The sequence below is a fragment of the Aeromonas sp. FDAARGOS 1403 genome, assembly GCF_019047325.1.
In the GTDB taxonomy this organism is placed as follows: Bacteria; Pseudomonadota; Gammaproteobacteria; order Enterobacterales; family Aeromonadaceae; genus Aeromonas; species Aeromonas dhakensis.
Map to the genome: position 1 here is coordinate 3,654,826 of NZ_CP077249.1, position 13,234 is coordinate 3,668,059.

A 13,234-nucleotide genomic window follows, 5' to 3' on the forward strand; every position below is an offset into this window, starting at 1 on the left:
TCCATGATTTTTACTGTATTTTTATACAGTAAAAATCAAAAGTAAAGAGGGCGCCAGCGGCTGACCAAAAACTCTTTCCTGCCAGACCCTCTCCTCTGATGCAATTGGCTGCCTAATCAAGCGGTCAACCGAGCAAACGACGCAACGCGGCAACTTCATTCTCCTCGCTCAACCCTGATGCAGTGCAAAAAGTTGTTGATATTGATTCTCAACGGAGGCATTATTTTATTGTTATAACATAACACGAAATCACACAGAGCAAACCATCATGCGTCCAGACATTCACCCCGAGTACCGTCAGGTTCTGTTCCACGACCTGACCGCCAACACCTATTTTCTGGTGGGTTCCACCCTCAAGACCGATCGCACCAAGCTGTGGGAAGACGGCAACACCTACCCCTATGTGACGCTGGATGTCTCCAGTGCGTCACACCCCTTCTACACCGGCAAGCAGAAGCAGGTCAGCAAGGAGGGTCAGGTCGCCCGCTTCGGCCAGCGTTTCGGTCAGTTCTTCAACAAAGGAAAAGCGCAGTCATGAAAGTCCTCTCTTCCCTCAAATCAGCCAAGTCGCGCCACCCCGATTGCCAGATTGTCCGCCGACGCGGCAAGCTGTTCGTGATCTGCAAGAGCAACCCCAGATTCAAGGCCCGTCAGCGCTGATCCACAGCATCACAAAAACAAGGCCCTCCTGCGAGGGCCTTGTCCATTTATCACTCCGGCATCACGCCGAATCTGCCGCTGTTGAAGTCATCGATGGCCTGCACTATCTCCTCATGGCTGTTCATCACGAAGGGGCCGTGACCCACGATAGGCTCCTCGATGGGCTCACCGCTCAGCAGCAACACAGTGGCGTCACTGTTTGCCTCGATCAGCACCTGCTGTCCCACCCTCTCCAACACCACCATCTGCGCCTCCCGGGCGATGGCACTGCCGTTGACCTGCACCGACCCCTTCAACACGATGAGCGCGCCGGTCCAGCCTTCGGGCAACTCGAGTGTGCTGACGCTGCCCTGCACCAGACGCAGATCCCAGACATGCAACGGACTGAAGGTATGGGCCGGACCACGGACCCCCTCAAACTCGCCGGCGATGACCCGTACCGACCCCGCGTCGCTGGCCAGTGCCACCGTCGGAATGTCGCGCGCCAGGATGGGCTGGTAACCGGGCAGCGTCATCTTGTGCCGGCTCGGCAGATTCACCCACAACTGCACCATCTCGAGCTCACCGCCCAACGCGCTGAAGGCCGGGGCGTGAAACTCCTCGTGCAAGATACCCGCGCCGGCGGTCATCCACTGCACGTCACCCGGGCCTATCACGCCGCCCCGACCGGTCGAATCCCGGTGCGCCACTTCGCCCTTGTAGACGATGGTCACCGTCTCGAAACCGCGATGGGGATGTTCACCCACCCCGCGCGGCCGGCTGGTCGGCGTGAAGTTGGCCGGGCCGGCATAGTCGAGCAGCAGAAACGGGCTCAACTGCTTGCCATGGCTGCTGTAGGAGAAGAGGGAGCGTACGGGAAAGCCGTCGCCTACCCAGTGAGGACGGGGGGCGCTGTAAACACCGAGGATCTTTTTCATCTGTCGCTCCTGACATATCCGGTGGAATTGAACACTGGAGACAGCATAGTTTCGAGACGAACAGGTGGGTAGACTGCTAAATTAAGCATCAGCGTCCTATTTTTGGAACGATGAGAGCACCCTAATGCAGGATCTGAACGATCTCTACTACTTCGTCCAGGTGGTGGATCACGGCGGCTTTGCCCCCGCTGGCCGCGCCATCGGCATGCCCAAATCCCGCCTCAGCCGCCGGATAGCACAGCTTGAAGAGCGGCTCGGCGTGCGGCTGCTCCAGCGCTCGACCCGCCAGTTTGCGGTGACCGAGCTGGGCCGTACCTATTACGAACACTGCAAGGGGATGCTGGTGGAGGCCGAGGCGGCGCAGGCTGCCATCGAGATGACCCGAACCGAGCCCTGTGGTCTCATCCGCATGAGCTGCCCCATCGCCCTGCTGCACACCCATATCGGCCCCATGCTGGCGGATTTCATGGCCCGTCACCCGCAGATCAGGATCGAGCTGGAGGGGACCAATCGGCGGGTCGACCCCATCGCCGAAGGAGTCGATGTGGCGATCCGGGTCAGACCGCCACCGCTGCAGGACAGCGAACTGGTGATCCGGACACTGGCGCAGCGTCGCCAGTGCCTGGTGGCCAGCCCGGCACTGATAGCACAACGGGGCTTGCCCGCCGCGCCGGCGGATCTGCACGGCTGGCCCAGCATGGGGCTGGGAGCGCCACGGCAGCACTATGTCTGGTCGCTGTTCGGGCCGCAGGGGGCCCATGTCGAGCTCGCCCACCAACCCCGTTTCGTCACCACCGACATGGTGGCCCTGCGCAGTGCCGCGCTGGCCGGTATCGGCGTGGTGCAGTTGCCGCTGTTGATGGTGCGGGAGCAGCTCGATGCCGCCACCCTGATCAAGGTGGTGCCCGCCTGGGAGCCAAAGCCCGAACTCATCCACGCCGTGTTCCCCTCCCGGCGCGGCCTGCTCCCCTCTGTGCGGGCGCTGATCGACTATCTGGTGGCTCGATTCGCCGCCATCGATGAGGAGTAACCTGCCATGCCCGGCCGGGATCGCCAGGCCGGGCATCCATCCTCGATGTCCGGCACACTGGCGGACGCGGCCAGAGAAGCCGTTGAGCCATGCCTTTGTCTTAGAAGATCATGGCGTTGCTCATCTCACCTGGCTGGCCAACCTGCCGCGGCCAATAAACCGCCAACCACGACGACTGCCCTTCGCTCTGCCTGCGCTATGGTTTACCATGCAGGCAACCGAGGTGCATGGCACCCCCACCCAGGCGCCAGACGCCGCCGTCATCGGATATCCCTCTCGAGCAACATGAGTAAAACAGCACACGCCGGCAGCGAGCCGACCTTCTACTTCCACGATTACGAGACTTTCGGCATCAGCCCGGCCAAGGACAGACCGGCGCAGTTTGCCGGCATTCGTACCGACGGGGATTTCAACCTCATCGGTGAGCCGCTGGTCATCTATTGCAAGCCGCCGGCGGACTATCTGCCGGAGCCGGAGGCGTGCCTCATCACCGGCATCACGCCACAAAAAGCGATGAAGGACGGGCTGTGCGAGGCGGATTTCATCCGCCAGATCCACGAGCAGTTCGCCACCCCGGGCACCTGCGTACTGGGCTACAACAGCATCCGCTTCGATGACGAAGTGACCCGCTACACCCTCTATCGCAACTTCTATGACCCCTATGCCTACGCCTGGCAGAACGGCAACTCCCGCTGGGATATCCTCGACATGCTGCGGGCCTGCTACGCCCTGCGCCCGGAGGGGATAGAGTGGGCGTTTGACGAAGAGGGCAAGCCGAGCTTCAAGCTGGAGAAGCTGACAGTGGCCAACGGCGTGGCCCACGCCAACGCCCACGATGCGCTCTCCGACGTGCTGGCCACCATCGAGATGGCCAAGCTGGTGAAAAAGGCCCAGCCCAAGCTGTTCGATTATCTCTTTGATCTTCGCAACAAGAACAAGGTGAAGGCCCTCATCGACGTGGTGACCATGAAGCCGCTGGTGCACGTCTCCGGCATGTTCTCCCCCTGGCAGGGGTGCGCAAGCTGGGTGTCGCCGCTCGCCTGGCACCCCAGCAACCAGAACGCGGTGATCATGGTGGATCTGACCCGCGACCCCACCCCGCTCATCGAGCTCACCAGCGAGGAGATACGCGAGCGCCTCTACACCAAGAAAGAGGAGCTGGGGGATCTGGCCGGCATTCCGGTGAAGCTGGTGCACATCAACAAGTGCCCGGTGCTGGCGCCGGCTGCCACCCTGACGGCGGAGCGTGCCGACCAGCTTGGCATCGACCGGGAGCAGTGCCGCAAGAGCCTGGATCTGCTGCGCGCCCACCCCGAAGTGCGGGAAAAACTGGTGGAAGTGTTCAATCAGGAGTTTGCCGGCAACAATGACGGCGATCCGGATACCCAGCTCTACGCCGGCTTCTTCGGTCACGGCGACAAGTCCACCATGGATCTGGTGCGCGCCACCCCGGCAGATCTGCTGGGTGAGCGGGAGTTTGCCTTCACCGACTCACGGCTGCCGGAGATGCTGTTCCGCTACCGCGCCCGCAACTGGCCGCACACCTTGAGCGAAACGGAGCAAAAGCGCTGGCGCCTGCACTGCAGCGACTACTTCAGCCGCCGTCTGCCCGACTATGTGCCGCGCCTGGAAGCGCTGGCCGAGCAGAATCAGGGGAACGATCGGAACTTTGCCATCCTCAAGAGCCTCTATCACTACCTCGAAAATCTGTGAGATGTGACCCGCCTCACGGTTAAATGACTGTACGCTCCCCCGCCCCGCGACATAATGGGAAGGGGAGCAAAGACTCCTGATGTTTCAATTATTTGTGCGCTAACATTGCACTAACGGCCGGTTGGCCTATCGACCCTTGGGGATGCCTCATCCGATGCGTTCAGGATTATCCGGTTTTGGTTTGCTCATCTGCGCCCTGCTGCCATCGACCAGCATGGCGGGCGTGCGCTTTGATATCCCCGACTACCTGCTGCAGTTGCCGCAGCAGACCTATGAGCTGATCGAGAGCAACTTCAGTCGCCTCTATCGACAGACCGATTTCACCCCCCAGATCACCAACAGCTATTTCAACCGCTCCGATCTCTACAACTTCGTCGGCGTGCCACTGGCCATCACTCCCCAGGCCGGTTTTCAACTGGAGGTATTCGGCCAGCTCTATAACCGCGCCTCCCAGAGCTATGTGCACATGAGCCAGGACATGTCGCTCTATCGGATGATCCGGGCCGACATGATGGGCAACACCAACGACGAGGTAGCCCTCGGCATGGGGCTCGGCATTCCGCTCACGGCGCAGCTCACCTTCAAGGCCCTGCTCTCCAGCAACGAGATCCCGGGCTATGGCGCCGCCAACTACGCCATCGGCTTCGAGTGGCGTTACTGACTCCGCTATAGCAGCTCCTTTCACAATAAATTCAGGCTCCCACGGGAGCCTGAATCATGATTGCCAGCCTGCTCAGCGGTAGCGGATCACCCGCCCCTCGCCCCCCTGCAGGGTGAGTGCAGTACCGACTGCCCCCTCATCCCAGAAGTCTTCGCCGCCCGCCGGCAACAAGAACTCCTGAGGCTGCGCCTCCCAGTTGAAGAGGCAGAGCAGGGTACCGCCCCCGGGCAGGCTCACCTCGCCGCAGGCAAAGTCCATCGACTCGAACCGGGCGCCAGGGGCGCGCGCCGCGCAGAGCTCGAGCAGCTTGCGCAGTTGCGCCGCCTGAACCTCGTCGAGATCCTGCAGCCTGTCCCCGGCCAGCATCATGCCACCGCTTGCCACCAGCGCCGCCAGATGGAAACGGTACTCGGCAGGGCTCGCCTGCTGGCTCGGCAAATCCCGCAGACAGATGCAGTCGGGATCGAGGGCCCACAGCCGGTCGTTCTGCCAGGCGCGGCAGAAGGCCTCGCGGGCTATCTGGCGATAACGCTGGCCGTGGCGCTCCACGTCATCGCTCACCCGCATGCCGTGCACCAGGCCAAGGCTTGGCCAGATGGGCGCGTTGCAACCGAGCAAAAAGGCCCCCTCGCCCGCCCCGCGCAGGATGGCGGCCATGCCGCGCCGATAGGCTTCGACCCGGGTGGCGGAAGAGTCATGGAAGCGGCTGCCGTGGATGGCCCCCCAGAAGTTGGCGTCAAGCTTGAAGTAGTGGATGCCCCACTGCTCGCGCAGGGTACGGAACACCTGCTCGAGGTGAGCCTGCACCTCGGGGTGGGTGCCGTCCAGCACGTACCAGGGGGTACAGCGCCAGCCGCCGTAGGTAACCCGCTCGGAGGGCAGCGGCAGCCCGTCCTCCCCCTTCACGAACCAGTCGGGGTGATCCTGAAACACCTGGGAGCCGGGCTCGGCGATAAAGGGGGCCACCCAGAGCGCGGGCTCGCAGCCGGCACCTTTGATCTCGGCGGCCAGGGACGCCACCCCCTGCTCGAACTTGGCCGACGGGGTGAGCCAGTCGCCCATCTTGGCCTGATAACCGTCGTCAAGCTGCACGTAGCGCAGCGCCGGGAAACGCTCGGCACGCACCTGCAGGTTCTCGCGAATGTCGGCGGCGCTCACGTCCGCGTAGTAGTGATACCAGGAGCACCAGCCGCTGGGGCGCTCGCCAACCTGACCGATCAGCGAGCCATGCTCGGCCTCGATCCGCTGCGCCAGTTCGGCCAGCAGCGCCTCCCGATCTTTTCCCTCGAGGCAGAGCAGCGCCTCGCTCTGCCAGAACTGGCCAGCCGGAAGCGCACGCCCTTCGCCGTTCATCAGGATCTGCAACCGGCCATCGGGGTAGAGCCGAAACTCCCCGCCAAAGCGCTGGCAGCTGGCAAAGGCGAGCAGCAGCCAGCCCTTGTCATGCTCCACCAGCAGCAGGTTGTGCACCGTGTGATAGCCTTGATCGTCGGTGATGCGATAGACGCCGGCATCGGGGCAGCGGCCAACCGGTTGCGGCGCTTGCCAGCTGCCCATGGTCTGGGCCAGCATCTGGAAGCCTTCGCCGTAGATGGCGCTCGCAGGCAAGAGGCCGAGTTTGCCGTCAAACAGCGTCCAGTGCCCGACCCGGGCCTCGCTGCTGCCGGTGTTGTCGAGCCGCACCCGGCACAGGGGGCCTTCCCACTGGCGGGTTTGCAGCAACGAAGGGGGGAGATGGTGGTCGTCCGCCAGCTGACGCAGGCGGGACAAGAGAGATGTCATGGCGACTCCTTGTGGTTCGAAAAGGGTTCTATCTGAAAATCTTCAATGAAATCAGCCTCAAACGAACTGATTTCAGCTGTTATTGTTTTAATGCCGCGACCCTGTCTCTCTGGTAGACTGGCGTATTCCTTACTTTACCGTTACCAAGATGGGGCTCCTGTGATCGCGCAACGTGCCTTGCTGTACCTTCGTGACTTTCTGGTCATCGTCGCTTGCCTGCTGGCGGGCAAAGCCCTGGCAGCCATCCTGCCGTTCGCCTTTCCCGGCAGCATCATCGGCATGCTGCTGCTGTTCGTGCTGCTCTCCCTGCAACTGGTGAAACTGCACTGGGTCGAGCAGGGCGCCGGCCTGCTGCTGCGCCACATGGGGGTCTTGTTCGTGCCGGTGGCGGTCGGGCTGGTGGCCTGGCTGGAGCCGCTGCGCCAATCCTTCGGCCTCATCATGCTCTGCATCGTGCTCGGGATCGTGCTGATCCTCGGCACCGTCGGCCGTCTCTACCAGAGGATGAACAGATGATCTTCTGGCTGGCCATTCCCTTGACCCTGGCACTCTATTTCGCCACCCGGGCCCTCTATCGCAAGCTGCCCTGGCCCATCATCAACCCGGTGCTGGTACCCACCGCCGTCATCATCGGCCTGCTGCTCTGGTTCGATCTGCCGCTGGAACAGTACGAGAGCGGCACCCGCCCCATCACGGCGCTGCTGGAACCGGCGGTGGTGGCGCTGGCGCTGCCCCTCTATCAGCAGGCCCGCCAGATCCAGGCCAGGCTCAAGCCCATCCTGATCTGCACCCTGAGCTCGGTCCTGATCTCGGTCTGCACTACCTTGGCAGTCGGTCATTTCATGGGCGCCGATCCGGCACTGCTGGCCTCGCTCGCCACCAAATCCATCACCACTCCGCTCGCCATGAGCGTCAGCCAGTCCCTCGGCGGCATTCCCGCCATCGCCGCCGCCGTGGTGGTGGTGGTCGGGATCGTCGGCGCCCTGGTCGGCTTCCCCCTGCTCAGGCTGATGCGGGTCACCGACCCCGAAGCCCAGGGGCTGGCCATGGGCGCCTGCGCCCACGCCATCGGCACCGCCACCTCCGCCGAGCAGGGCATCACCCAGGGGGCCTTTGCCTCGCTGGCCATGGTGGTGTGCGGCATCCTCACCGCCGCCGTGGCGCCCCTGCTGTTTGCCATTTACCACTGGTTGAGCTGAAGCGCACCCTTTTCCGCTGCGGCGGGCCTGCGGGCCCGCCGATGTGCGACCTGCCGCACAATTTGCACAAGACAAACGTTTCCATTAACATCCCCCTCCGTTTGCCCGTCAGGGCGTGAGCACGCTCACACATTTAGCCGAGCTTGCTCCCTACAATGGCCCCCCAATTGGCCTTTGAGGACACACTATGCATCCCCGTTTTGCCAAGCCACTCGATACCCTGTCCGCTCCGCTCAAGGCAGCCCTGCTGCCCATGCTGGGCGATGACTTCCAGGCCCGCTTCACCGCCGATCAGGTCGCGACCCTGAAAGCCGCTACCGGTCTTGACGATCGCGCCCTGCGCCTGGCCCTGCTGCCGCTGGCCGCCGCCTGCTCGGTGGCCCCCATCTCCAAGTTCTTCGTCGGTGCCATCGCCTGCGGCCTGAGCGGCAACTGGTATTTCGGCGCCAACATGGAGTTCGCCGGCCAGGGACTGTTCCACTCGGTGCATGCCGAGCAGTCCGCCATCTCCAACGCCTGGCTGGGCGGCGAGACTGGCATCTCCGAGATCACCGTCAACTACACCCCCTGCGGTCACTGCCGCCAGTTCATGAACGAGCTGAGCACCGCCAAGACCCTCAAGGTCTCCCTGCCGGACGACTTGAGCGCGCTGCAATCCTTCCTGCCCCACTCGTTCGGCCCGGCGGATCTGGACATCACGGACGCCCTGATGAGCCCGCAGTCCCACGACGAGCTCCAGCTTGAGAGCGAGGATCCGCTGTGGCAGGCCGCGCTGGCCGCCGCCCGCCAGAGCTACGCCCCCTACAGCCAGGGTTATGCCGCGGTGGCACTGCAGTTCGCCGACGGGCGCATCTTCTGCGGCCGCTACGCCGAGAATGCCGCCTTCAACCCCAGCCTGCCACCGATGCAGATGGCCTGTGCCCATGCAGTGCTGGGCGGCGAGGATCTCGCCACCATCCGCCGCGCCGTGCTGCTGGAGAGCAAGGATGGCCAGATCAGCCAGCAGGACTCCGCCCGCGCCACCCTCAAGGCGCTCGGTTCGGTCGAACTGGAGTACCAGGCGGTCTGATCGGCCATGGCCTGAAGCAACAAGGGGAGCCAGTGGCTCCCCTTGTTGCTTTGCGGTGATCAGCGGATCCCCTGTCAGGACTCCCAGACGATGCTCTGGGCAGAGGACCAGGCGTCCCCCAGGTTTGCGTACTTCTGCTCCAGCAGGTGGCGGCGGATCTTCATGGTGGGCGTCAGCACCCCGTTCTCGATGTTCCAGGGGCTCTTCACCACCAGGATGCCGCGAATTTTGGCGTGGGACTCCAGCTGCTCGTTGACCCGGTTGCGGGCCGCCTCCAGCTGGGCATTGACCTGACTGCGATCCCCCTTCATGGCGTGTTCCGCCAGCTGCACCAGCGCCACCGGCTGCGGCATGCCGTAGCCGATCACGCACAACTGCTCGATGATGGGCTCCTGGCCCAGCAACCCCTCGATGGGCACCGGCGCCACATACTTGCCCTTGGCGGTCTTGAACACGTCCTTCATGCGGCCGGTGATGGTGAGGTAGCCCTCCCGATCCAGCTTGCCCATGTCGCCGGTGTGCAGCCAGCCCTCTTCATCGATGGCCTCGCGGCTGTGCTCGGGATCCTTGTAGTAGCCCAGCATCATGCCCTCGCAGCGACAGAGGATCTCCCCCTCGTCGGAGATCTTGATGTTGACCCCGATCCCCGCCTTGCCGACCGTGCCTATCTTGTCGGCCCTGAACGGGTAGTTGATGGTGGAGTAGGCGTGGTTTTCGGTCATGCCCCAGGCTTCGGTCACCTGAAGGCCGATGCTCAGGTACCACTCAAGCAGGGCCGGCGACACCGGCGCCGAGCCGCAGCCAAGCACCCGCGCCTGATCCAGCCCCAGCCCCTTTTGCAGCTTGCGCTTGATGAGGCCCGAGACGAAGGGGATCTTGAGCAGCAGCGCCAGCTTCTGCTGGGGCAGCTTCTCGAGGATCTTGATGCGGAACATGGCCCACAGCCGCGGCACCGAGATGAACACGGTGGGACGGCAGCGTTTGACGTCCTCGATAAAGGTATCGAGGGACTCGGGGAAGGCGATGGTGGCGCCGCCGTAGAGGCTGCCGCCATAGATGTAGACCCGCTCTGTGATGTGGGCGAGCGGCAGATAGGAGAAACCGCGGTCGGACTGGGTCAGGCCCACGGTCTCCACCAGCTTCTCGCACGACCAGGCGTAACGTTCGACGCTCAGCATGGCCCCTTTCGGCTTGCCGGTGCTGCCAGAGGTGTAGACCAGGCTCAGCAGGGCGTCCGGCGCCTGCACCGGGCTGTCCGGGATCGGTTCGTGGCGATCCAGCAGTTCGTCCCACTGGTGGGCCGCCGGCATGGTGTCATAGGGAAAGGCGATGCGCAGCAGATCGGCGGGCACCCCTGCCTCCTGGCTCTTCCAGTCATCGAGCTTGCCGACGAAAATGGCCTTGGCCTCGCTGTGGCGCAGCACGTATTCGATGGTATCGACGTTGGCGGTGGGGTAGATGGGCACGCTCACGTACTGCCCCATCTGCATGGCGAGATCGGCGATGAACCACTGGGCGCAGTTCTTGGAAAGCAGTGCCACCTTGTCGCCGGCCACCAGCCCCAGTTGACGCAGTGCCGTCACCATGCGGCGGGCCTCATCGGCCACTTCGCCCCAGGTGAAGTCCACGTATTCTCGGTTGATGGTTTGACGCAGATAGACTCTGTCAGGAGACTGCCGCTCCCAGTGATAGAGCATTTCGAGCGGCAGTTTATTGGCAATACGCGAGGAGGAAGCCATAGTTTAATCCCTGAAACAAAAGGCGAAACTTATTATTAACCTTTCACTAACCTCAGGGAAGAATAAACTTAAACTTCTGTTTGAACTGTGTAACCGATCAAGCTTCTGCCTGTTGTTGCAAACGAATCCACATCGCCTGCACCAGCTTCTCATCCTCTTCCGAGAGTTCACCCTGCAAAATGGCCTCGTTCAGGCTGCGCAGCACATAGCTCTTTACATCCCGCACCAGGGTCTTGCCTTCCAGCTCGGCCCGCGCCACCGCCAGCGAGATGTGGCCGCGCAGGTAGCCCCCGGCAAACAGCTCGTCATCGGTCGCCGTGGCCACCATGCTGTCTATCAGTCCCAACAACTTGTGCTCAAATTCATGAATCGTCATTTAACGCAGCCTCATTTTCCGGGATTGCCGGCAAAATAATTCGGGGGAGTGGAACCGCGATCCGGTTGATCGCGGCTCTCTGGCGCCAGGCCAGCCGCATCCTTGATGTCCTATTCCGGGTTGGCCACCGGGTAGATGACCTGATCCTTGTATCCCGTGGTGATCCGCAGATAACCACTTAACGACCGGTTCAGCGCCGGATCATCGGTATCCACCAGCAGCGGACGGCCAACGAGGGCTGCCAGCTTGGCTTTGGTGGCCAGGACCTGGATCTGGTCCCGCCCGACGGCCCGGATCACCTCTGGACTCAGTTGCTGATTTCCGCGCCCGAACAGATGTCCCTGACCGCCGATCAGGGTGATGATCAGCCGGCAGCGACGACCGCGGATCCGGGTCAGGATCTCGGCGGCGCAGAGATCCTGCCCGATAAGCCGGCCATTTTCCACCAGATCCACACCGAGCAGGGTATTTTCCAGACCCAGCTCCGCCATGCAGGCCGCCACCGTGCTGCCGGAGCCCATCAGATAGAGGGTATCGGGCTCCATCTGCTCGACCACACCGGCGGCGATGTCCGCCAGCACCAGCTCTTCGGACTCCCGTCCCCCCTGCTTGACCGCCTGCACGTAGCGCAGATCGCCGGGCACCTGCAGCTGGCCATAGTGGCGGGCACGCACCTTGCCGGCGCGAAACGCCTCCTCGTCGATGTCCATCACCTCGGCATCCACCAGGCTCAGCAGTTCGCCTGCGATCATTCTGGCCACCACCCGACCGCTGGCGGCTGGGGTCACCCCGTACACCCCGGAGTGGATCTTGCAGCCGGCCGGGATCCCCAGCACATGGCACGACTCCCCCACCGCCGCACAGATGTCGCGCGCCGTGCCGTCACCGCCGGCAAACAGCAGCAGATCGACGCCGGCCTCGCGCAGCGCCCGCGCCGCCGCTCGGGTATCGGCCGCCGTGGTGGGCACAGTGGCGGGCTGATAGACGATGTGACAGGGCAGACCGAGCTCGCCGGCAAGCCCGGCCCCCATCTCCCCCGCCACCGTCAGCAGCTCGAAGCGCTCCGCCAGTTCACACAGTGGCAGCAGCGCCTGACGAGTCCGCTCGCAAGCCTTGGGCACGGCGCCACGGGCCAGCGCCTCGGCCACCATGCCGTCACTGCCCTTGAGACCGACCGCGCCGCCGATGCCGGCGACCGGATTGATGATGAGTCCTAAACGAAACATATGTCCCTCCCGTTGGATGGTCGCCATTTTTATCTTTTCCAGCCACTGGGACAAGCCATAACCCCCTGCTAGAATGCGCGGTTTCAACCCTCAACCAAAGTTCAACCAAGGTTTCATCATGCTGGAATGGATTGCAGACCCCTCCGCCTGGGTCGCGCTCGCCACCCTGACCCTGCTCGAGATCGTGCTCGGCATCGACAACATCATCTTCATCTCCATCCTGGTCGGCCGCCTGCCGGAAGCCCAGCGCCAGAAGGCGCGGATCCTGGGCTTGGGTCTCGCCATGGGCACCCGCATCCTGCTGCTGCTCTCCTTGGCCTGGGTGATGCGCCTCACCGAGCCGCTGTTCACCGTGCTGGGCGAGGCCATCTCGGGCCGCGATCTCATCCTGTTGCTGGGAGGCCTGTTCCTCATCGGCAAGAGTGCCCACGAGATCCACACCACTCTGGAGGGGGCCGCCGAGCCCGAGAGCGTGAGCACGGCCGCCTCCGGCTTCATCAGCACCCTGATCCAGATCGCCATCCTCGACATCGTCTTCAGCCTGGATTCGGTCATCACGGCGGTGGGCATGGCGGATCACGTGCCGGTCATGGTGCTGGCCATCATGATCGCCGTCTTCATCATGATGTTCGCCGCCAAGGCCATCGGCGACTTCGTCGACAACCACCCCACCATCAAGATGCTGGCCCTCTCCTTCCTCACCCTGGTGGGCTTTGCGCTGATGGCCGAGGGGATGGATCTGCACATTCCGAAGGGCTACATCTACTTCGCCATGGCCTTCTCGCTGACGGTGGAGATGATCAACATCCGCCTGCGCAGTCATCACGACCGCGAGAAGCTCAAGCAGCAATAACGGCGAGCC

Annotated in this window: 14 protein-coding genes; 9 read left to right on the forward strand and 5 right to left on the reverse strand. The window is 63.1% G+C overall.

The genetic code is table 11. The annotated features are described in order from the left end of the window. Window positions 1-268: 268 nt before the first annotated feature. Both I6L33_RS16915 and ykgO read left to right on the forward strand, forming a co-directional pair. The gene (locus I6L33_RS16915; RefSeq protein WP_010634187.1) at window positions 269-538 is read left to right on the forward strand and encodes a type B 50S ribosomal protein L31; all 270 of its coding nucleotides are present in this window, start codon (window positions 269-271) and stop codon (window positions 536-538) included. After that, window positions 535-660, forward strand: coding sequence for a type B 50S ribosomal protein L36 (gene ykgO / locus I6L33_RS16920; protein WP_005300174.1), 126 nt, complete (start codon window positions 535-537; stop codon window positions 658-660). Before I6L33_RS16915 ends, ykgO begins: the two co-directional genes overlap by 4 nt. Before the next feature lie 50 nt (window positions 661-710). Here ykgO and I6L33_RS16925 read toward each other — a convergent pair whose 3' ends face one another. Then, window positions 711-1,577, reverse strand: coding sequence for a pirin family protein (locus I6L33_RS16925; protein WP_216972982.1), 867 nt, complete (start codon window positions 1,575-1,577; stop codon window positions 711-713). A gap of 124 nt (window positions 1,578-1,701) precedes the next feature. On the opposite strand from I6L33_RS16925, the gene I6L33_RS16930 reads away from it, so the two are divergent. From I6L33_RS16930 to I6L33_RS16940, 3 genes are all read left to right on the forward strand, one after another. Next, entirely contained in the window at window positions 1,702-2,607 is a 906-nt protein-coding gene (locus I6L33_RS16930) for a LysR family transcriptional regulator (RefSeq protein ID WP_216972983.1), read from the forward strand. Between the two features lie 285 nt (window positions 2,608-2,892). Further along, a complete protein-coding gene (sbcB, locus tag I6L33_RS16935) occupies window positions 2,893-4,320 on the forward strand; it encodes an exodeoxyribonuclease I (protein WP_216972984.1) in 1,428 nt (475 codons plus the stop codon). A 154-nt stretch (window positions 4,321-4,474) separates the two neighbouring features. After that, window positions 4,475-4,981, forward strand: coding sequence for a hypothetical protein (locus I6L33_RS16940; protein ID WP_005300120.1), 507 nt, complete (start codon window positions 4,475-4,477; stop codon window positions 4,979-4,981). A 72-nt stretch (window positions 4,982-5,053) separates the two neighbouring features. On the opposite strand, the gene I6L33_RS16945 is transcribed toward I6L33_RS16940, so the two are convergent. Then, window positions 5,054-6,763 carry a glycoside hydrolase family 36 protein gene (locus I6L33_RS16945; protein ID WP_117404314.1) on the reverse strand — a complete coding sequence of 570 codons (1,710 nt, stop codon included), beginning with the start codon at window positions 6,761-6,763 and terminating at the stop codon, window positions 5,054-5,056. 159 nt (window positions 6,764-6,922) lie between these two features. On the opposite strand from I6L33_RS16945, the gene I6L33_RS16950 reads away from it, so the two are divergent. From I6L33_RS16950 to cdd, 3 genes are all read left to right on the forward strand, one after another. Continuing rightward, a complete protein-coding gene (locus tag I6L33_RS16950) occupies window positions 6,923-7,279 on the forward strand; it encodes a CidA/LrgA family protein (protein ID WP_017785392.1) in 357 nt (118 codons plus the stop codon). Beyond that, window positions 7,276-7,962, forward strand: a complete 687-nt coding sequence (locus I6L33_RS16955) for an LrgB family protein (protein ID WP_010634194.1) — start codon at window positions 7,276-7,278, stop codon at window positions 7,960-7,962. Before I6L33_RS16950 ends, I6L33_RS16955 begins: the two co-directional genes overlap by 4 nt. Window positions 7,963-8,149: 187 nt before the next feature. Then, a complete protein-coding gene (gene cdd / locus I6L33_RS16960; RefSeq protein WP_042007764.1) occupies window positions 8,150-9,031 on the forward strand; it encodes a cytidine deaminase in 882 nt (293 codons plus the stop codon). Window positions 9,032-9,105: 74 nt separating this feature from the next. Here cdd and I6L33_RS16965 read toward each other — a convergent pair whose 3' ends face one another. From I6L33_RS16965 to I6L33_RS16975, 3 genes are all read right to left on the reverse strand, one after another. Continuing rightward, complete coding sequence (locus tag I6L33_RS16965; RefSeq protein ID WP_042007761.1) at window positions 9,106-10,770, reverse strand: AMP-binding protein; 1,665 nt, start codon at window positions 10,768-10,770, stop codon at window positions 9,106-9,108. Window positions 10,771-10,867: 97 nt separating this feature from the next. After that, window positions 10,868-11,146: a YfcL family protein gene (locus I6L33_RS16970; RefSeq protein ID WP_005300108.1), complete on the reverse strand. Its 279-nt coding sequence runs from the start codon at window positions 11,144-11,146 to the stop codon at window positions 10,868-10,870. Between the two features lie 110 nt (window positions 11,147-11,256). Then, window positions 11,257-12,372, reverse strand: a complete 1,116-nt coding sequence (locus I6L33_RS16975; protein ID WP_117404305.1) for an ATP-NAD kinase family protein — start codon at window positions 12,370-12,372, stop codon at window positions 11,257-11,259. A gap of 118 nt (window positions 12,373-12,490) precedes the next feature. Between I6L33_RS16975 and I6L33_RS16980 the strand changes: the two genes are divergently transcribed. Continuing rightward, window positions 12,491-13,225: a TerC family protein gene (locus tag I6L33_RS16980; protein ID WP_181969419.1), complete on the forward strand. Its 735-nt coding sequence runs from the start codon at window positions 12,491-12,493 to the stop codon at window positions 13,223-13,225. The last annotated feature ends 9 nt before the right edge of the window (window positions 13,226-13,234 follow it).

Bases quoted from the DNA above. Each gene is read 5' to 3' on its own strand.
- I6L33_RS16915 (WP_010634187.1), top strand. From the start codon at position 269: ATGCGTCCAGACATTCACCCCGAGTACCGTCAGGTTCTGTTCCACGAC.
- ykgO (WP_005300174.1), top strand. From the start codon at position 535: ATGAAAGTCCTCTCTTCCCTCAAATCAGCCAAGTCGCGCCACCCCGAT.
- I6L33_RS16925 (WP_216972982.1), bottom strand. From the start codon at position 1,577: ATGAAAAAGATCCTCGGTGTTTACAGCGCCCCCCGTCCTCACTGGGTA.
- I6L33_RS16930 (WP_216972983.1), top strand. From the start codon at position 1,702: ATGCAGGATCTGAACGATCTCTACTACTTCGTCCAGGTGGTGGATCAC.
- sbcB (WP_216972984.1), top strand. From the start codon at position 2,893: ATGAGTAAAACAGCACACGCCGGCAGCGAGCCGACCTTCTACTTCCAC.
- I6L33_RS16940 (WP_005300120.1), top strand. From the start codon at position 4,475: ATGCGTTCAGGATTATCCGGTTTTGGTTTGCTCATCTGCGCCCTGCTG.
- I6L33_RS16945 (WP_117404314.1), bottom strand. From the start codon at position 6,763: ATGACATCTCTCTTGTCCCGCCTGCGTCAGCTGGCGGACGACCACCAT.
- I6L33_RS16955 (WP_010634194.1), top strand. From the start codon at position 7,276: ATGATCTTCTGGCTGGCCATTCCCTTGACCCTGGCACTCTATTTCGCC.
- cdd (WP_042007764.1), top strand. From the start codon at position 8,150: ATGCATCCCCGTTTTGCCAAGCCACTCGATACCCTGTCCGCTCCGCTC.
- I6L33_RS16965 (WP_042007761.1), bottom strand. From the start codon at position 10,770: ATGGCTTCCTCCTCGCGTATTGCCAATAAACTGCCGCTCGAAATGCTC.
- I6L33_RS16970 (WP_005300108.1), bottom strand. From the start codon at position 11,146: ATGACGATTCATGAATTTGAGCACAAGTTGTTGGGACTGATAGACAGC.
- I6L33_RS16975 (WP_117404305.1), bottom strand. From the start codon at position 12,372: ATGTTTCGTTTAGGACTCATCATCAATCCGGTCGCCGGCATCGGCGGC.
- I6L33_RS16980 (WP_181969419.1), top strand. From the start codon at position 12,491: ATGCTGGAATGGATTGCAGACCCCTCCGCCTGGGTCGCGCTCGCCACC.